The 18,494-nt window shown below is 61.4% G+C and carries 19 protein-coding genes; 11 read left to right on the forward strand and 8 right to left on the reverse strand.

Going from position 1 to position 18,494, the window contains the following annotated elements:
* Positions 1-48: 48 nt before the first annotated feature.
* The 3 genes from CO667_RS23250 to CO667_RS23260 all read right to left on the reverse strand — a co-directional run bounded on the left by CO667_RS23250 (position 49) and on the right by CO667_RS23260 (position 4,006).
* Entirely contained in the window at positions 49-1,920 is a 1,872-nt protein-coding gene (locus CO667_RS23250; RefSeq protein ID WP_097620652.1) for a GMC family oxidoreductase, read from the reverse strand.
* 96 nt (positions 1,921-2,016) lie between these two features.
* The gene (locus CO667_RS23255) at positions 2,017-3,450 is read right to left on the reverse strand and encodes a glycoside hydrolase family 15 protein (RefSeq protein ID WP_097620653.1); all 1,434 of its coding nucleotides are present in this window, start codon (positions 3,448-3,450) and stop codon (positions 2,017-2,019) included.
* Positions 3,451-3,661: 211 nt separating this feature from the next.
* Positions 3,662-4,006, reverse strand: coding sequence for a helix-turn-helix transcriptional regulator (locus tag CO667_RS23260; protein ID WP_097620654.1), 345 nt, complete (start codon positions 4,004-4,006; stop codon positions 3,662-3,664).
* Between the two features lie 288 nt (positions 4,007-4,294).
* On the opposite strand from CO667_RS23260, the gene CO667_RS23265 reads away from it, so the two are divergent.
* Positions 4,295-4,933, forward strand: coding sequence for an acyl-homoserine-lactone synthase (locus tag CO667_RS23265; RefSeq protein ID WP_097620655.1), 639 nt, complete (start codon positions 4,295-4,297; stop codon positions 4,931-4,933).
* A 162-nt stretch (positions 4,934-5,095) separates the two neighbouring features.
* The gene (locus tag CO667_RS23270) at positions 5,096-5,821 is read left to right on the forward strand and encodes a LuxR family transcriptional regulator (protein WP_097620656.1); all 726 of its coding nucleotides are present in this window, start codon (positions 5,096-5,098) and stop codon (positions 5,819-5,821) included.
* Between the two features lie 16 nt (positions 5,822-5,837).
* Here CO667_RS23270 and CO667_RS23275 read toward each other — a convergent pair whose 3' ends face one another.
* Positions 5,838-6,302, reverse strand: coding sequence for an Lrp/AsnC family transcriptional regulator (locus CO667_RS23275; protein ID WP_097620657.1), 465 nt, complete (start codon positions 6,300-6,302; stop codon positions 5,838-5,840).
* Positions 6,303-6,440: 138 nt separating this feature from the next.
* On the opposite strand from CO667_RS23275, the gene alr reads away from it, so the two are divergent.
* Together alr and CO667_RS23285 are read left to right on the forward strand one after the other, a co-directional pair.
* Positions 6,441-7,574 carry an alanine racemase gene (alr, locus tag CO667_RS23280; RefSeq protein ID WP_097620658.1) on the forward strand — a complete coding sequence of 378 codons (1,134 nt, stop codon included), beginning with the start codon at positions 6,441-6,443 and terminating at the stop codon, positions 7,572-7,574.
* A 30-nt stretch (positions 7,575-7,604) separates the two neighbouring features.
* Positions 7,605-8,891: a D-amino acid dehydrogenase gene (locus CO667_RS23285; RefSeq protein WP_097620659.1), complete on the forward strand. Its 1,287-nt coding sequence runs from the start codon at positions 7,605-7,607 to the stop codon at positions 8,889-8,891.
* Positions 8,892-9,020: 129 nt separating this feature from the next.
* On the opposite strand, the gene CO667_RS23290 is transcribed toward CO667_RS23285, so the two are convergent.
* A complete protein-coding gene (locus CO667_RS23290) occupies positions 9,021-10,355 on the reverse strand; it encodes an aspartate aminotransferase family protein (protein ID WP_097620660.1) in 1,335 nt (444 codons plus the stop codon).
* A 142-nt stretch (positions 10,356-10,497) separates the two neighbouring features.
* On the opposite strand from CO667_RS23290, the gene CO667_RS23295 reads away from it, so the two are divergent.
* A complete protein-coding gene (locus tag CO667_RS23295) occupies positions 10,498-11,046 on the forward strand; it encodes a cupin domain-containing protein (protein ID WP_003592244.1) in 549 nt (182 codons plus the stop codon).
* Between the two features lie 81 nt (positions 11,047-11,127).
* Here CO667_RS23295 and CO667_RS23300 read toward each other — a convergent pair whose 3' ends face one another.
* The 3 genes from CO667_RS23300 to CO667_RS23310 are packed head-to-tail and all read right to left on the reverse strand — an operon-like array spanning position 11,128 to position 13,059.
* Positions 11,128-11,553: a DUF5086 family protein gene (locus tag CO667_RS23300; protein ID WP_097620661.1), complete on the reverse strand. Its 426-nt coding sequence runs from the start codon at positions 11,551-11,553 to the stop codon at positions 11,128-11,130.
* Positions 11,550-12,335: a pyrroline-5-carboxylate reductase gene (locus CO667_RS23305; RefSeq protein ID WP_097620662.1), complete on the reverse strand. Its 786-nt coding sequence runs from the start codon at positions 12,333-12,335 to the stop codon at positions 11,550-11,552. The genes CO667_RS23300 and CO667_RS23305 overlap by 4 nt, the downstream gene beginning before the upstream one ends.
* 4 nt (positions 12,336-12,339) lie before the next feature.
* Entirely contained in the window at positions 12,340-13,059 is a 720-nt protein-coding gene (locus tag CO667_RS23310) for a GntR family transcriptional regulator (protein ID WP_097620663.1), read from the reverse strand.
* 199 nt (positions 13,060-13,258) lie between these two features.
* Here CO667_RS23310 and CO667_RS23315 point away from each other — a divergent pair, with 199 nt between their 5' ends.
* The 6 genes from CO667_RS23315 (at position 13,259) to CO667_RS23340 (ending at position 18,493) form a co-directional block, all read left to right on the forward strand.
* A complete protein-coding gene (locus CO667_RS23315; protein ID WP_097620692.1) occupies positions 13,259-14,089 on the forward strand; it encodes a transporter substrate-binding domain-containing protein in 831 nt (276 codons plus the stop codon).
* Positions 14,090-14,152: 63 nt separating this feature from the next.
* Positions 14,153-14,935, forward strand: a complete 783-nt coding sequence (locus tag CO667_RS23320) for an amino acid ABC transporter ATP-binding protein (protein WP_097620664.1) — start codon at positions 14,153-14,155, stop codon at positions 14,933-14,935.
* A 12-nt stretch (positions 14,936-14,947) separates the two neighbouring features.
* Complete coding sequence (locus CO667_RS23325; protein ID WP_097620665.1) at positions 14,948-15,610, forward strand: amino acid ABC transporter permease; 663 nt, start codon at positions 14,948-14,950, stop codon at positions 15,608-15,610.
* Positions 15,611-15,619: 9 nt separating this feature from the next.
* Positions 15,620-16,285, forward strand: a complete 666-nt coding sequence (locus tag CO667_RS23330; protein ID WP_097620666.1) for an amino acid ABC transporter permease — start codon at positions 15,620-15,622, stop codon at positions 16,283-16,285.
* Between the two features lie 30 nt (positions 16,286-16,315).
* A complete protein-coding gene (locus CO667_RS23335; protein ID WP_097620667.1) occupies positions 16,316-17,194 on the forward strand; it encodes a dihydrodipicolinate synthase family protein in 879 nt (292 codons plus the stop codon).
* Between the two features lie 60 nt (positions 17,195-17,254).
* Positions 17,255-18,493: an FAD-binding oxidoreductase gene (locus CO667_RS23340; protein ID WP_097620668.1), complete on the forward strand. Its 1,239-nt coding sequence runs from the start codon at positions 17,255-17,257 to the stop codon at positions 18,491-18,493.
* Position 18,494: the final 1 nt, after the last annotated feature.

Consider the following 18,494-nt stretch of genomic DNA (forward strand, 5'->3'; position numbering starts at 1 on the left):
TGCGTCGAGCCCATCGGTTCGGTCCGCGCAGCGGATGCCGGTCTTCGTTCAATGCAGAGACTTCAGAATGTCGCGGCCGCTTCGGAAGCACATGGCGGCCAGCGTCAAGGTGACATTGGCCGTGCCGATCGTCGGCATGCTGCCGCCGCCCACGAGATAGAGGTTTTCGTGGTCCCAGCTGCGCTGGTTCTTGTCCACGACGGAATTGGTCTTCGTCGTTCCCATGATATGGGTGCCGGCCAGATGATTGCCGCCGCGGATCGCATAGCCTTGCCCCTCATAGGCCACATAGCCGAAATCGCTGGGGTCGTATTGGGTATGATCCTGCGCGCCCAGACGCGTGAAGACGGTGCGCGCAAACTGGCGGCCATAGGCGGCACCCTTCATGGTATATTCCGGAACCGTGAAGGACAGGATGGGCCGCATGTTGCCCAGAGCATCGGTATATTGCGGATCCACCGTGATGCGGTTGCTTTCGACGGGCATGACCTCGATCATGAATGCCAGCAGCAACTGCCGCGAAACCTGGTCGATCATGCCCCGCCGAAGATCCGCCCCGTAGAGGTTGCGATCATCCACCAGTTCGAGAAGGTCGGAGGTCGGCGCGCCCGTGGCCCAGCCCCAACCGTCATTATGGATATCGATGGCGAAGGCGGCCTGTTTTTCCCGGAAAGGGCCGTCCCGCAGGTCCACGATACCGCCCGTCGAGCTGGTTCCGCGCATCGTGCCGCAGATTTCCGGCATCAGCGCCCAGTTCAGCAGGTAGGCGTGGTCCATCAGATTGCGTCCGACAAGACCGCTGGTGCTGCGCAGGCCGGAGGCCAGCATGAGACGCGCCGTTTCGATGGCGCCTGCCGCAAGCACGAAAACCTTGCCCTTCACGGTGATGGTCTCGTGAGCAGGTGAGGCCGGGTCCTTGTAAATCTTGACCTCGAGAGAGCGGACTTTCCCGCTATCGGGATCGATGTTGACCTTCGATGCGACCGCCTGCGGCAACAGTTCGACAAGCCGCTCGCCCCATTTCCCGTTTACCGCGAACGCCTTGGCAAGCGTTTTACCGGAGTGGTAGCGCGCTTGCACGGGACAGAGCGGTACGCAGTTGGTGTTGCCCTGGCAGCGACCGCCCTCTTCGACCTGATGCGTATCGACTGCACCGATTGGACGGTAGCCCTTCCCGCCGTCATAGGCCGGGTTTGGTATGCTGTTGCGCCCCTGCGGATAGGGCCTGACCTTCAGGGGATAGGTCTTGTCGTAAAGTTCGACACTGGTGCCTTCGATGCCCTTGTTGACCCGCTGATCCAGATAGGAAAGCGGCAGGCCGCGCATGGGAAAGACATAGTCTTCCGGGAAGGTCTGCCCCAGATATTGCTGATCTTCGACATCTGCCGATACGCCGATTTCCCGCTCGGCCAGGCGGTAATCATCCTCGACTTCCTCAAAGCTCAGCGGCCAGTCCAGCCCTTGGCCGAAAATGCTGCGCGTCTTGAAATCCGAGCGAAGCAGGCGAGGCGTTTTCGCCTCCCAGTGCATGGTCGTTCCGCCGAAAATACGGGTATATGTCGTATCGCTGACATAGGGGCCGGATTGAACGATATAAGTCGAGCTATCGGTTTCCCCCGCCTGCAGCTTGCGAAGCTGCGGGCTGCGAGGCATGGCGGCGTTCGCATTCAGCGGAAACGGCGACTGGTTGTCCTTGGAGGCTGCCGAATAGAAAGTCGTCAGCAGATTGTCGTAGCCTTCCAGAGTGCTATTGGCACCGGTTCCGGCTTCAAGGATAAGGACACGCTTGCCCGCCTCCGCAGCCTGCTTGGCAATGATTGCTCCGGAAATGCCGCTGCCGACGATCACGATATCGTATTCGCCAGAGGCTGCGACGGTCTTGGCATCGGCTTTTATCGCGGATTCGAGGGGAAAAAGCACGTTAGTCCTCCATTATTCCCGGAAAGCCGCATCAGGCTTTGCGGATCATGCGGTTCTGAACTCAATCGAGATTTCAGGCCGGACGGCCTGAAATCGTCACGATCTCGGGCCGCGGGAGTTTCGGGGCTTGGACTTGGCAGCGGCCGGGGCGGCGGCGGAACGGGCTCTGACTGCCGAGAGAAAGGAGGCGTAGCTCCAGGTCAGGTTCCGGACGCTTTTCTCGTAACCAACGGTTCCATCGAACTGTTCGCTGAGTTCATAGTGATCGCTGTGATAGACGATGGCGCGCAGCATGACGTCAGACGAAGCCCGCAAGGCAGCTGACGCGTCGGCGGCGCTGCTGGATGCGCCAAGTCCCAGTTCCGCGAAGAAGGGCTCGGAGAGCTGATCCAGGGGGATGGCGCCGCTGGCCTCAATGGCATTGGCAAGCCGATATTGAAACTCGGCGAAGTTGGCGGTGCACAGAGCCCATGGATGCCCGCCGACCACCGGAGCCGCCACATCGCCATCGTAGTGATCGCCTGGATAGCGCCCGAAGAGTGGTCCGAGCCCTTTGGCCGCGTCGGCGCCATTGATCGGGTAATAGTTCGATGACGAGGGATCGGCCCACTGGCGCCGCAAGATGGCCGCCGTTGCCAAAAGCTTGGTATCTGTCGGCTCGATCCCGCCATAGCAGACCGAAGAGACGATATCGATGTTGGCATCGTAACCGGCTTGCTCCGCAGCATCCAGAATGCTCACATAGAGTTGCCCGTTCCAGTGGGTGGCCAGCTGGCTTTCCAGCCAGGAGATGGCGCCGGCTACCCCGGCAGGCACCGCAATACCGATCGTGTTTGTGGAAATTTCCCGGAAAAAGCGCAGCTGTACCGCTCTTGCGAAAAAGGAATAGCCCTCATATTCCTCCCAGAGATTTGTGGTCTTGTTCTGGTAAACTTCGAGAAGATAAGAGAGGTTGGTCTCGACCAATTGTTTAGCGATCGTCTGCGTGGCGCCATCCAGCTGATTGAACAAGGTCAGGATCGCAATCGACTGAATGGCCGGTCCGTCATTCTGCTCCGACCACGGACGAACCTCGCCGGTGATGGTGAAGCAGGCGTGGCCAAGTGTGCCGGTCGCAGAATTCTTCGCATTCGCCTGACAGAGCGCGGCGAAGTTCACGTAGTCGACCAGGCTCGGCGAAACCCCGCCCGGAACGGGCAGCAAGCCGGCAAGGGCGATCTCGATGGCCGTAATGGCCCCATCACGGACCCAGTTGAAAACATAGTCCTGGTCGACACCAGGCGTGTTCGCTGGATAGGAGGGGGCGGCGATGACGCAGCCCGGGGCCGAAAAGACGCCGGGCGATGCCGGATCCTCGATGACATAACCATCGCTTGTGACGTTGCGCATCATCAGAAGAGAAAAATAGCGCGACAATGCGACCAGATCGGTCTGCGCGAAGGCGGGCCGCGGTTTGACTGCAGGCGCATTGGCGCCGATATGGGCCGGGTTAGCAACTGTCGTTGGCTCATTCCAAAACGCAACTGTCATGGCTGACTCCGAAATCGGTTGAGACTTGCCGGGACCGGATCGAAAAAATAGGCGGTCCCGGATGAGAGAAATTGGCCGAATGGGTGGCGTTACTTTCCGTGCAGCATGCCGCTGTTGAAGCTCCGATCAGAATGATGGTTGAGTATCTTACTTTTATCAACCTGAAGATGTTGAGCGGAGATCAAAAAACGGCATAAAATTGCGCTTGGCGTTACGGGTATGCCGGGGGGATGGATTCGAGCAGCCCGATGAGATTGGACCGGGTAGACGCGGGCCGGTCGCGCAGCGCCAGAACCAATTGCAGTTCGGTGGTCGAGATCGGGCTGTTCCTGTGCCAATCCATGGTGCCCCGCCCGAGCAGCAGCCAGTCGAGGGAGACATCTAAAAGGTGCGCGAGGGCGCAGGCGCTTTCGAGCGAGGTGTGACCGCCATTCTGCCAGCGCGAGACGGCGGCGACGGACACGTTCAGTTCGGCAGCGAGTGCGTGAACTTTCCGGTACTTGCCGCGGGATATCGCCTCGCGAATGCGTTTGCCGCGTGCTAGGTCGAACGTCATCGGAATCCTCCCCATGGTTGTATTGAACTTGACAGCCATTGAGGGCGCTCGGCCGATCAAATATCAGAAATCGCTTATGAAGGTGAAAGGCAAAGCGGGGCGCCGGTCAATCTGGTGAAATATCCATATTGTCCGAGGTCGGTCTCCTGTTGTGAAACATCTAGAAGCATGGTCGCGCAAAGCTGTGCGGCGGTTTTGCGACCCCGACATGCGGAAAACCAAAGACCTCAAGCGCGGTCAGCGAATCTGAAAGATCACGGCACGCTTTTAGGATCGGGAGGGACGGAGATGTTGCGGATACTCACCAGGGACATGCTCGAGACTGAGCCGCATGCATTCGATCAAATGTTTCGGGCGCGCGCCGCCGTTTTTCGCGATCGTCTGGGATGGCAGGTCGATGTCAGGGACCAGTGGGAAAGGGACCGTTACGATGAGGCGGAAGATCCCGTATATCTCGTCACGCAACGGCCTTCCGGCACGCTGACGGGTTCGCTGCGTCTGCTGCCGACCACGGGAGCGACGATGCTCAAAAGCGAGTTCCGGCATTTCTTCGATGAGCCTATCGACGTCGATAGCCCGACGACCTGGGAATGTACCCGCTTTTGCCTTCATCCGCTTGCCGGACACATTGATCAATCGCGCACAGTCGCCACGGAACTGCTCTCGGGGCTTTGCGATCTTGCGCTCGACACCGGTATCGAAAGCATCGTCGGCCTCTATGATGTCGCGATGGTCGGGGTGTACCGCAGGATCGGCTGGAGGCCGACGCCGCTTGCCCGATCCCGGCCCGAAATTGGCAAGCTGTATGTCGGCCTATGGGATGTGACGGCGGACAATTGTCGGACACTTCGGGCCAACCTGTCCCGACTGCTGGAGCAAGCCTCTCCCTCTCCTGACAGAGCCCTTGTCGACGGCGACATGCGCTAAGCGCGGTCGCTGTCCCATCGCTCAGCAGTGGAATGGTCTCGTCAGCTTTTAACTCATTCTTCATCTCGCGGCATGGTTGCTGTAAAATAACGCTGTTCCCGGTAGTCGCGAAATGTTACTTCTGCGGGTAGTTGAGGAATCGCACAATCACGAGTCCATCTCATGCTGAGCAGTTCTCGTTTTTTCTATAGTTTGGACCGGATCTCCGCATCGCCGACATTGCGGGATCTGGAAACGACTCTGGACGAAGTTCGCCATATTTATGCGATATCGCACATGGTTTTACATGTGACGCGTTCCTCGGGGGCGGCGGCCAGCAATCCATTGCTGATGCTGACCTACCCGCCCGAATGGGTAAAACAATATCTCGACCGGGACTATTTCAGCATCGATCCCGTCGTACGCCTCGGCCGGAACGGCTTCCTGCCGGTGGAATGGTCCGCGTCGAAATGGGATTCAGGCCGGGCCTACGGCTTCTTCAAGGAGGCCATGGCCTTCGGTATCGGCCGGCAAGGCGTGACCCTGCCGGTGCGGGGACCTCAAGGGGAGCGATCGCTGTTTACGGTCACGTCCAATCATCCCGATGCCTACTGGCGGCAATTCCGCATGGACAGTATGCGCGACCTCCAGTTTCTCGCCCACCATCTCCACGACAGGGCCATGGTTCTGTCGGGCCTGAGAAAAATGGCCGATATTCCGCAATTGTCCCGCCGCGAACTGCAATGTCTTGAAATGACGGCCAGCGGCCTGATGGCAAAGCAGATCTGCGCCCGCCTGTCCATTTCGGTAAGCGCGGTGCAACTCTATCTCGCCTCGGCACGCCGGAAGCTGACCGTCGCCACGACGAGTGAAGCAGTCGCCAAGGCCACGGCACTCGAATTGATATGAGCATGGGGATCGCGGTTCAGCGTCTGCCCCTCGTGCGCGTCGCCAGAACATTGCGGATCGAGAAGCTGGAATGAATCCTGAGGACGCCGGGCAGAGTCGACAGGATCTCCTTGTGGATCCGCTCGAACTCGCCCGCATTGGCGACCTCGACGCGCAGCAGATAATCGGAACCGCCGGTCATCAGAAAACACTCGCGAATCTCGGGATGCCGCCGGACCGCCGCCTCGAAGCGATCGAGATGGTCCTCGGTCTGTCGCTCGAGGGTGATATTGATGATGACGGCGATCGTCTCATCCGCATTGCCGGTGTCCACCAGCGCCGTATAGCCGCGGATCACGCCTGATTTTTCCATGATCTTGATGCGCCTGAGGCAGGCCGATGGCGACAGGCCGATCTCGGCGGCGAGCTTGGCATTGCTCATGCGCGCATCGAGGCGCAGCAGCCTCAGTATATTGCGATCGATGGAGTCGAGGGCAGACATGACGGATCATCCCAAATTTTTGTCGATTATGCGAAGAATATACAAGAGACGCAATAATCGGCTACGGAATGACAGGCAATTTCGCTCGTTATTTCATAATCTCGCTCTCATCCGGGAAGCGGCCGGGAAGGGGTGGAGATGGACGGCGATATTTTGGTTTCTCGCACGCGCACGGCCAGGATCACGCCGGGAGCTACAGGCTATCTGACGATTGATCTTGCGGCACTCGGCCGTAATTATCGTAAGCTCGTCTCGATGCTGGCGCCGGTCCGCGCAGGCGCCGTCGTCAAGGCCGACGCCTATGGCCTCGGCGCCGAACGGGTTGCGGCAACGCTCTATGGTGAAGGTTGCCGGCACTTCTTCGTCGCCCAGTTCGTCGAGGCCGTGAGGCTGCGGCCGACGCTTGCCCTTGACGCCCAGATTTTCGTGCTGAATGGCCTGCAGCCGGGCAACGAGATCGCCTGTGCCGAGATGGGCATCGTCCCGGTTCTCAATTCGCTGGCCCAGTGGCGGCAATGGTCGACGACGGCGCGCATGCTGAAGCGCTGCCTGCCGGCCGTCCTGCAGTTCGACACCGGCATGTCGCGGCTCGGCTTTCCCCGGGAAGAACGAGCCGAGCTTGCGGCCGCCCTGGGCGACGGCACCAATATCGAGATCCTGTTCATCATGAGCCATCTGGCGTCGGCCGACGACATGGAGAGCGAACAGAATGCCGAGCAATTTGCCGAGATGTCCTGCATCGCCGACGAATTTCCGGGCTTCGACATATCCTTCGCCAATTCCGGCGGCGTCTTCCTCGGCGATGCCTATCACGGCGTGCTCGCCCGGCCCGGCATCGCGCTTTATGGCGGTGCCCCGAACGCCGGCGAGACGAACCCGATGGAGCCGGTCGTCAGTCTCGACGTTGCCGTCGTGCAGACGCGCACCGTGCCATCAGGCGCGAAAGTCGGCTATGGCGGCGCCCATGTCACGCAACGGGAAATGCGTCTCGCCACCATTGCCGCCGGCTATGCTGATGGCCTGCCGAGGTCACTGGGCGACCGCGGCGCCGTCTATTTCAATGGCATCCGCCTGCCGATCGTCGGCCGTGTGTCGATGGACAGCGCGACCGTCGATATCTCGGCACTCCCCGAAGGCGCCCTGACGCTGGGCAGTCTGGTCGAAGTGCTCGGCCCGAACCAGACGTTGGAAGACGTCGGCAGGGATGCCGGAACGATATCTTACGAAATCCTAACCGGTCTGGGCGATCGTTACGACAGGCAATATTGCTGAGAGCCCGGCGGCTCCATCATTGGGGACATCATGAAAGTCATCGTTCTGGGTGCCGGCATCGTCGGCGTCACATCCGCTTACCAGCTGGCCAAATCAGGCCATGAGGTCACCGTCGTCGACCGGCAGAAGGGGCCGGCGCTGGAGACGAGCTTTGCCAATGCCGGCGAAGTGTCCTTCGGTTATTGCTCGCCATGGGCAGCCCCCGGCATTCCGGCGAAGGCGATGAAGTGGCTGTTCATGAAACATGCGCCGCTCATCCTGCGCCCGAAATTGGACATGGCGATGCTCGCCTGGATGGCGAGGATGCTGTCGAACTGCACCTCAGAGCGGTACGCGATCAACAAGAGCCGCATGCTGCAGCTTGCCGATTACAGCCGCATCGCGCTGGCCGAGCTTCGCACCGAGACCGGCATCGCCTATGATGAACGCATGCAGGGAACCCTGCAGCTGTTCCGCACGCAGCAGCAGCTCGACGCCTCGGCAAAGGATGTCAAGGCTCTGGCGGCCGACGGCATTCCCTATGAGGTGCTGGACCGGGACGGCTGCATTCGCGTCGAACCGGCGCTCAAGCACGTGCGCGACAAAATCGTCGGCGGCCTGCTGACGCCGAAGGACGAAACCGGCGACTGCTTCAAGTTCACCAATGCGCTGGCCGCCAAAGCCGAGGCGCTCGGCGTCCGCTTCGCTTATGGCACGACGATCAGGGCGCTGGATGTCGAGGCCGGCCGCGTGCGCGGCGTCATCACCGCTCGCCATCGCGATGGCGACCGCGATCCCGATCGCGAGCGCGAGCAGATGAGCGCCGACGCGGTGGTAGTCGCGCTCGGCAGCTATTCGCCGCTGCTGCTCAAGCCGTTCGGCATCAGGCTGCCGGTCTATCCGGTCAAGGGTTATTCGCTGACCATCCCGATCACCGATGCTTCCCGCGCACCGGAATCGACCGTCATGGACGAAACCTACAAGATTGCGATCACCCGGCTCGGCGACCGCATCCGCGTCGGCGGCATGGCCGAGATATCAGGCTATACCAACGATCTCGGGCTCGCCCGGCGCAGCACGCTGGAACATTCGGTCACCGATCTTTTCCCCGGCGGCGATGTCTCCAAGGCTTCCTTCTGGTCCGGCCTGCGCCCGATGACACCGGATGGCACGCCGGTGATCGGCCCGACGAAAATCAAAGGCCTCTTCCTCAATACCGGCCACGGCACGCTCGGCTGGACGATGAGCACCGGTTCGGCGCGGCTTATCGGCGACCTCGTCAGCGGCGCCAAGCCGGAAATCGACGCGCGGGATCTCGCCGTCAGCCGATACGGCTGAAACCGCCCGGGCGACGCCAAGGAAAGCAAATACTTTTAGAAAAGTGACTGCGCCATGTCGGCGGCCGGATGGTTCCGTCGGCGATGGAGCAAATGCCCGATCGCCGACGAGGGGATGCCGGATGCAGCTCTATGCCGCGCGCTTCAGCGCATCGCCGAGCGTCGAGACGATCGTGTCGATCTGGCCTTTCTCGATGATGAGCGGCGGCGACAGTGCGATGATGTCGCCGGTCACCCGGATCAGCAGACCCTTGTTGAAGCAGTCGACGAAGACGTCGTAGCCGCGGGTTCCCGGTGCCCCGTCACGGGGCGCCAGTTCGACCGCGCCGACCAGGCCGAGATTGCGGATGTCGACGACATGAGGCAGGCCCTTCAGCGAATGAAGGCCGTCCTGCCAGTGGTCGGCAAGCTCGGACGCGCGTGTCAGCAGGCCTTCTTCCTCGTAGATTTCGAGGGTGGCGAGGCCGGCGGCGCAGGCGACCGGATGGCCGGAATAGGTATAGCCGTGGAAGAGCTCGATGGCATTTTCCGGCCCGACCATCAGGCTGTCATAGACCTTGCGGCTGGCAAAGACCGCACCCATGGGGATCGCGCCGTTGGTGAGGCCCTTTGCGGTGGTGACGAGATCGGGCACGACGCCGAAATAGTCCACCGCGAAAGGCGTGCCGAGGCGGCCGAAGCCCGTGATGACCTCGTCGAAGATCAGCAGGATGCCGTATTTGTCGGCGGTGGCGCGCAGCTTTTCCAGATAGCCCTTCGGCGGCAGGACCACGCCCGCTGATCCCGACATCGGCTCGACGATGACGGCGGCGATGGTTTCGGCGCCGTGCAACTGCACCAGGCGTTCGAGATCGTCGGCCAGTTCTACGCCGTGCGCGGGAAGCCCCTTCGAAAAGGCATTGCGCTCGACGTCGAGCGTATGGCGCATATGGTCGGCCGGGATCTGCGGGAAGACCCGCCGGTTGTTGACGAGGCCGCCGACGGAAATGCCGCCGAAGCCGACGCCATGATATCCCTTTTCGCGCCCGATGATCCGTGTGCGCGTGCCCTGGCCGATCGCACGCTGGTAAGCGATGGCGATCTTCAGCGCCGTATCGACCGATTCCGAGCCGGAGCCGGTGAAGAAGACCCGGTCGAGCTTGGCTTCCGGGCCGCCCGGCGCGTTCGCAGCCAGCTTCGCGGCGAAGTCGAAGGCGATCGGATGGCCCATCTGGAAGGTCGGGGCGTAGTCGAGCGTCGCAAGCTGCCGCTCGACCGCCCGGGCGATCTTCTTGCGGCCGTGGCCGGCATTGCAGCACCAGAGCCCGGCCGTGCCGTCAAGCACCTGATTTCCATCGACGTCGGTGTAATACATGCCGTCTGCGGCTGCCAGAAGGCGCGGCGTCGCCTTGAATTGCCGGTTCGCGGTGAACGGCATCCAGAAATTCTCGAGTACGGGCGCGTTCGTCTTGCTGATCTGGTCCATCCTGGCCTCCTGTGGTCGGCGCCGAGAATGGCAATTTCCATCCGTCAAACAAGTCCTTTTCTTTGCCGGTACAAGTTATTGAAATTAAATGGATGAATAGATAACATTTTCGATATTCTGAACAACACAAACGGACCGCACCATGTCAGTCGATATCGGCAGCCGCCTTCGCCATCTCCGTATCGCCCATAAGCTTTCCCAGCGTGAGCTCGCCAAGCGGACCGGCGTCCCCAATTCGACGATTTCGCTGATCGAATCGAACGCCTCCAACCCCTCGGTCGGCGCCTTGAAGCGCATTCTCGACGGCATCCCCATCGGGCTGGCGGAATTCTTCGCCTTCGAGCCCGAGCGTCCAAGGAAGGCCTTCTATGCGGCCGAAGAACTGGTGGAGATCGGCAAGGGCGCCATCTCCTACAGGCAGGTTGGAGAGAACCTGTTCGGCCGCAGCCTGCAGATGCTCAAGGAATGTTATCAGCCGGGCGCCGACACCGGAAAGATTCCGCTTGTTCACGAGGGAGAAGAAGGCGGGATCGTGCTCTCGGGAAGGCTCGAGGTGACGGTCGATGACGAGCGGCGTATCCTCGGGCCGGGTGATGCCTATTATTTCGAAAGTCGGCGACCGCACCGCTTCCGTTGCGTCGGGCCGGTGCCTTGCGAAGTCATCAGCGCCTGCACGCCGCCGACCTTCTAAAACATGTCTCATAAAACTGTGCCGCAGTTTCCTTTCGTTCACGCTCCGGCGGCATCGACACGTATCCGCGTCTCTTTATAGTCAGGGGGCGATAGTGCCAGCGGCGCCGATGCATTCAAGAATTGTCGTGCGGCAAACCCCGGTCTCCCGTTGCAGTAGAGATTGCGCCCACCAGGCTCGGTAGGAGATCCGGAATTCGATGTCCTTATAAAAATAGGTCCTGACCTTTTGTCTCAAGCGGCTCCTATCCAAAGCATCTGCCGTCACGACGATATGTGCGGCTAGCCGTTTGAATTGCCATGGCGGCGTATGTCGCTCCTTCTCGATCACCTCCACATGGTAATAGGGATCGTGATCGGCGGGATCGGGCACCTTGTAGACGGTGGCCCAACGAACGATCCGCGGCGATGCGGAGAGAGTGACGGTGGAAACGACCGGTGGTTTCACCGCTTCGGCCTGCACCAGGACCGGCGCGGCCAGAAGGATCGTTCCAGGACCGCGCTTCAGCTCGTACGCCCCTCGATGCGCGCAAGCACGCCGTCGAGCGCCGCGGTCAGCGCGGCAACGCCGCCCTTCTTCTCGAAGTCAGAAAGAACCTGCTCGTTCAGCCCGCCCTTGGTCGCGAATTCGCGGCTCAGCGCGCTGAACGGCTCGTTGCCGGGGTTGTTCGCTTTCTGCGCCAGGCTTGCGAAAAGCGGGGCGATGTAGGCCTGTCCCTTCCTCCTTTCGAGCCCGCTTCCTTCCAGCCAGACGGTAACCTGCTCCATGATGCCGAAATAGGTCGACATGACAGCGCTCGCGGCTGCGAGAAGATCATATTCCTTCCTCGACTGGCATTGGACGGCTGTTCCGAGCGTATCGAACAGCGCGGCGACGGCGGTATCGGCCGGATAGACGGCGGTCACGCCCTGCCGCCTTGCGACAAAGGGCAGGGGGATCGCCTGGACGAGATGCACGTCGGCGCCGATCCAGTCGAGCAGCGCCTGGCGCTCCGTCGCCGCTACAACGCTGACGATCGTCTGGCCGGCCTTAAACGAAAGCCCGCGAACGACCTCCTCGGCGACCTGTGGCCGTATCGCCAGGAACACCATGTCGCTGCGATCGACGACGTCCTGGTTGTCTTCGGCAACCCTCACGGCAGAAAATTCGTCCGCCAGTGTCGCGGCGATGTGAGCGCTTCGTGGAGAAACGTGAATCTCGAAGGCATAGGCCGGCTCAGTGAGAAGCCCGCGAACCATTGCTTCAGTGATGGCGCCGGTGCCGACGAACCCAATGCTGTTGATGTGCATATGATTACTCCGCGGCCCGCAACGGCCCCAGCGCGACATCGGTCGTGTAGTTCTCGCGCATGAAGTTGATGAAATTGTCCTGGAACTGGCGCGTATGGGCGTGGGCGAGCTCGTCTGCGAGCTCGACATTCTTGTCCCTGATCGCATCGAGCATCAGCGTGTGCTCGTCGGTCAGAAGATAGCCCTCGTGAGTCCGTTCCAGATATTCGAAATGCAGGTGGAGCATGCGCTGGCCTTGCGACAGCAGCTTCTCGTAGAACGAGGCGAGATACTGGTTTTTTCCGGCATGGGCGATCGCCATGTGGAATTCCTTGTTGGCCTCCGACATGGCGAGATGATTGCCTGCCTTAACAGCTGTTTCGAACGACTTCAGCCGCTTGGCGATGGTTTTCAGATCGGTTTCGGTTCTTAGCGCTGCGGCAAGCCGGGTATTCATGCGCTGGGCGATGTCGAGGGCTTCGACATATTTCGGAAAGGTCGCCACTTCGATCGGGGCGACGATGGTGCTGCGGTTCGAGAGTGTTACCACCAGCTCGTCGGCGCCGAGCCGGATCAGCGCTTCGCGCACCGGCGAACGCGACATGTCGAAACGTTCGGCCAGCGTCATCTCGTCGAGAAGCTGGCCGGGCGGCAGAGCGAGCGACAGGATCTCATTGCGGAGCGTTTCATAGACGTTCTTCCAGCCGGTCCCGCGGATCCGTTTCACTTCCGATTCATCAGACACTTAAGTCCCTTTCTCCAGGCGCGGGTCCATTGGGCCAGAAAAACAGCGTGTCGGCAATGTAATTTTTCCGCTTGACTTTGTCGACACGCTGTTGACATATTTCTACCAGTCGACACTAAGCCGACAAGAAAACGACAGAAGCGGCTACAGCCGACGAGTGGAACCCGCGCGCTTCGCGCACAGCAAAAGAGGAATGCCGATGCTTTCTTTGATAACGTCCGCCTTGCGGGCGCTGCCCGCGCTCGCCCTGATGGGAGGTCTTTCCGCAACCGCCGCACACGCCCAGACTGCTGAGGGATATTGGCAGGGCGTGCAGAAGGCGGGCACCTTGCGCTGCGGCGCGGCCGTCGCGCCGCCCTATGTCATGCGCGACCCGGCGACCGGCGAATATTCCGGCTTCTTCGCCGATCTCTGCAAGGAATTCGCCGACGTCCTGAAGGTGAAGCCCGAATTCGTCGACACGACCTGGGACAATATCGTCGCCGGCCTGCAGGCCGGCAAATGGGATCTGTCGCTGGCGCTGAACCGGACGCCGACGCGCGCCATGGCGGTGCAGTTCTCGATCCCGGCGATGGAGTACCAGATCTCGCTCGCCTATAACAAAAACAATCTGAAAATTACGGCCGGCGCCGCTTCGGTCGCCGATATCGACAAGGCGGGCGTGACGCTCGCCGTCATGTCCGGCACGGCGCAGGACAAGGCCATTTCCGCGGCAGTGAAGAACGCCACGATCATGCGTCTTCCCGGAAATGACGAGACCCGCCTGGCGGTGACCTCGAAGCGTGCCGACATCCTGGTCGACGCCTCCGACACCAATCAGCTCTTCACCCAGTCGAACCCGGAATGGGCGGTGGCGCTCAACCCGACGCCGGCGCTCGCCAAGCAGGGCGTCGCCTTCGGCCTGCCGCACAATCTTTCGGCAGCCGACGTCGAAGTGGTTGATATCTTCCTCGAGGAGAAGGTCGCCACCGGTCATGTCGACGCGCTGATCAAGAAGGCGGTCGACGAAGTGCTCAAGGGCGCAAAGTAATCTCGCCGGGCCGGTGCGGGGAAACGCGCCGGCCCTCTCCAGCTTCGATCATCGGAGATTGGCATGACCACGTCCTTCAGCCTTCCCCTCGTGAAAATGCAGGCGCTCCACAAAAGCTATGGCGACGGAGCCATTCAGGTGCTGAAAGGCATCGACATCGAAATGAAGCCCGGCGAACGTGTCGTCGTTATCGGCCCCAGCGGCGGCGGCAAGAGTACGCTGCTGAGAGTGATGATGGGGCTGGAGCAGATCGACAGCGGGTCGATCAATTTCGATGGAAAGCCCTATATTTCTTCCGACAGTACAGCGGGGAAGACCCAGATCGACACCAATGTCCGCCGTTCGATCGGCATGGTCTTTCAGCACTACACGCTGTTTCCGCATCTCAACGTCCTTCAGAACCTGATCCTCGCTCCCTGCAAGGTGCGCGGGGAAGCCAAGGCGAAAGCCGCGGCGCGCGCCCAGGCGCTGCTCGAGCGGTTCGGGCTCGGCGCCAAGGCCAATGCCTATCCCGCCCAGCTTTCCGGCGGGCAGAAGCAGCGTGTCGCTATCGCCCGCGCGTTGATGCTCGATCCGAAGCTGATGCTTTTCGACGAAGTCACCTCGGCTCTGGATCCGGAACTCGTCAGCGAAGTGGAGCAGGTCATCCTGCAGCTCGCCGCCCAGGATATGCCGATGATGATCGTCACCCACGACATGTGGTTCGCCAAGAACATCGCCTCCCGCGTGATCTTCTGCGCCGGCGGCGTGGTCGTCGAGGACGGCCCACCCGAGCAGGTGCTCGGCGCTCCGCGCGAGGAGCGCACCAAGGAATTCATCGACCGCGTCTTCCACATCAAGCAATAGGGAGGGCATGCCGTGAACTACACGTTCGATTTCAACGCGGTCACCCTTGCTCCACTTCTGCAGGGGCTGTGGGTTTCGCTGCAGCTGACGGCGGCGGCGAACTTCATCGGCATCGTCTTCGGCTTCGCGCTCGCGCTTCTGATCATGAGCCCCTACCGGGTTCTGCGGCTGCCCTTCATGCTGTTCGTCGAATTCTTCCGCTGCACGCCGGCGATCGTCCAGATCGTCTGGATATTCTACTGCGTGCCGATGCTGTTCGACGTCTTTCTCGATCCGATGACGATGGGCATCATGGCGCTCGGGCTCAATCTGATGGCGTTCAACGCCGAGGCCTACCGGGCCTCCATCCAGGCGGTGCCGCGCGAGCAGCTCGACGCCGGCATCGCGCTCGGCCTCAATCCGCTGCAGCGGGTGCTCTATATCGTCTTCCCGACGGCCTTCCGCGCCTCGATCCCGGTGCTTCTGACCAACGGTATCGTCATCTTCCAGCAGAGCGCGCTGGTCGCGATCGTTGCGATCCAGGACCTGATGTACCAGGGCAAGACGTTGGCCACCGAGACCTATCGCCCGATCGAGACCTTCACGGTCGTCGCTCTCATCTATTTCGCCGTGTCCTTCCCGATAACCCAGATCGTCGGCCTGCTCGAACGCCGCCGCCAGATCCTCGTCAGCTAGGAGGCCAGAATGACGCTCGACTTCTCGATCCTGCTGCGCTTCGAAAACGCGCTTCTGCTCGGCCTGTGGATGACGATCAAGCTGACGGTCATCTGCATCGTACTCGGATGCACCCTCGGCTTTCTCGTCGGCCTGATGAGGACGTCGCGCAACCTCGCGCTTCGCGCGGTCGCCGGCGCCTATGTCGAATTCTTCCGCGGCACGCCGGTCCTGATCCAGCTCTTCTGGATCTTCTTCTGCCTGCCGCTGCTCCTCGGCGTCGAACTCTCGAATCTCGCCTCCGGCGTCATTGCGCTGACGCTTTATATGGGAGCGATCACCAGCGAGACCTTCCGGGCGAGCCTCAAGTCGATCGGACGGGAGCAACTGGACGCCTGCGTCGCCCTCGGCCTGCCGAAGAGGGCGCAGGTCGTCAACGTCGTGCTGCCGCAAGCGGTGCTGCGCGCAATCCCGACGCTGTTGTCGAACTGCGTCAGCCTCTTCAAGGAGAGCGCCCTGGTCTCGGCCGTCGGCATGGCGGACCTGATGTTCGTCGGCCAGAACATCTCGAACAACACGGCCCGTCCCGTCGAAGTGCTGACGGTGGTCGCCCTCATCTACTTCGTCATTGCCTTCCCACTCACGCGGGCCGTCTCCCTTATCGAGGGACGGATTCTCAAGAAGCTCGCAATCTAGAAACCGTCGTTCCCAGGACAGGAGAATCCCATGAAACTTTCCGGCGTCATGCCCGCCCTCATCACCCCCTTCGATGCCAACAACAGGATCGACTTCAAGGCGTTCGAAAGGCTTCTGATCCACCTCCGCGAGGCAGGGGTCACTGGCTGGGTTCCGAACGGCTCGACCGGAGAATATTTCAGCCAGTCCAGGGAAGAGCGCCGTGACGTCCTGCAGTTCGTCAAGGACTTTGCCAAGCCGGGCGAAATTCTGATCGCCGGCACCAATGCGCCCGCCACCCGCGAGGTGATCGAACAGACGGCGCTGGCTAGGGATATCGGCTACGACACGGTCCTGCTGGCGCCGCCATTTTATACCCGTCCGACACAAGAAGAGCTCATCAGGCACTACGAAGCCGTCCTCGGCGCCGTCGATGTGAACCTCGTGCTCTATTCCTATCCGGCTAAGGATGGTTCGGACATTGGCTTCGAGCTGCTGGATCATTTTGCCGATAATCCGCGCGTCATCGGGATCAAGGAAAGCTCGGGCGTGCTGCAGCGGGCGATCGACATCGCCAGCCGCTATGAGGGCAAGATCCAGCTCGTCAGCGGCTCGGACGATATCGCGCTCGATTTCATGTTCTGGGGCGCGGAAAGCTGGATCTGCGGACCGTCGAACTGCATGGCCAAGGCCTGCTGCGACCTCGACCGCACGTTCAAGTCAGGCGATCTGGACAAGGCGCGCGAGCAGATGAAAACGCTCTACCGGGCGATGAACATCCTCGAAAGCGGCAAATTCGTGCAGAAGATCAAATATGGCTGCGAGCTTCAGGGCTTGCCCGTCGGTCAGTGCCGCGCGCCGCTCGGCGAACTGACGGCGGAGGAAAAGGCCGAGTTCAAGGCGGCGATGCAGCCGATCCTCAATTGGTAACGGATAACAGGTCCGGGGCGGCCAGGCCGCCCCAAGATCTTTGAAATTGCGAGGTTCGCCGTGTCATCCATCGTGGTCGTCGGCGCCGGTATCATCGGCGTCGCCATCGCCTATGAACTCCAACGCCGCGACCTTGCCGTGACGCTTGTCGATCGCGACGCGCCGGGCCGCGGCGCTTCCTATGGCAATATGGCAAGCATCGCCGTCACCGAATTCATGCCGGCCTCGCGGCCCGGCATCTGGGCGCAGATGCCGAAATGGCTGCTCGACCCGGAGGGGCCGGTGCGCATCCGGCCCGGCTATATGCCGAAACTGGTGCCCTGGTTCCTGCGGTTCCTCGCCGCCAGCCGTCCCTCCAAGCTCAGGGAGCTGGAGGCGGCCGGCGCCGTGCTCTGCCGGCGCGTCTATGAAGATCTCGACGCGCTGCTGAAGGAGACCGGCCTGACGCACATGCTGACGGCCGAGGGCTGCTTCAGCCTCTATGCCGACGAGGCCGAATTCAAGGCCGATCGAGAGCATATCGAGATCCTGGAACGCTTCGGCCTCAGGCACGAAATCCTCGGCGGCAACGCCATCCGCGATCTCGAGCCCGCCTTGACCACGAAGATCGGCAAGGCGGTGCTCTTTCCCGATAACCGATCGATCACGGACCCTTACAGGCTGGTCACCGCTCTTGCCGAAACGTTCCAAGCTCTTGGCGGCAAGGTCGTCGAGGGCGACGTCGCCGGTTTCGAGCAAAGCGAGGCCGGCGTTTCCGCTCTCCGGCTGGCGGATGGGCGAAGCCTTGCGGCAGGCAAGGTCGTTCTTGCGGCCGGCGCCTTCACCGCCCGGCTTTCGGCGCTGCTGCGCGAATATATCCCGCTCGAAACCGAGCGCGGCTACCACACGCAGATCATGGAGCCCGGCATTTCGATGCGCCACTCGATCATCTGGCCGGCCCGCGCCTTCATGGTCACGCCGACGGCAGGCGGCATCCGTGTCGGCGGCACGGTCGAGATGGCCGGCCTCGATGCGCCTCCGGATTACCGGCGTGCGCGGATTCTGGTGATGCGGGCTCGGGAGGCATTGCCGGAGCTGAAGACCGGAGAGGTGACGGAGTGGATGGGGCATCGCCCGGCATTGCCCGACACCGTGCCGGTCATAGGCCCGTCCGCCAAGCGCGGCAACGTCTGGTATGCGACCGGCCATGGACATCTCGGCCTCACCTATGCGGCCACGACTGGCCGGCTGATGGCCGATCTCGTCACGGGCGTTCAACCGCCCGTGGACATGAAACCCTATCGCGTCGACCGCTTCTGAG

It is taken from the genome of Rhizobium sp. L43 (assembly GCF_002531725.1).
Lineage (GTDB): Bacteria > Pseudomonadota > Alphaproteobacteria > Rhizobiales > Rhizobiaceae > Rhizobium.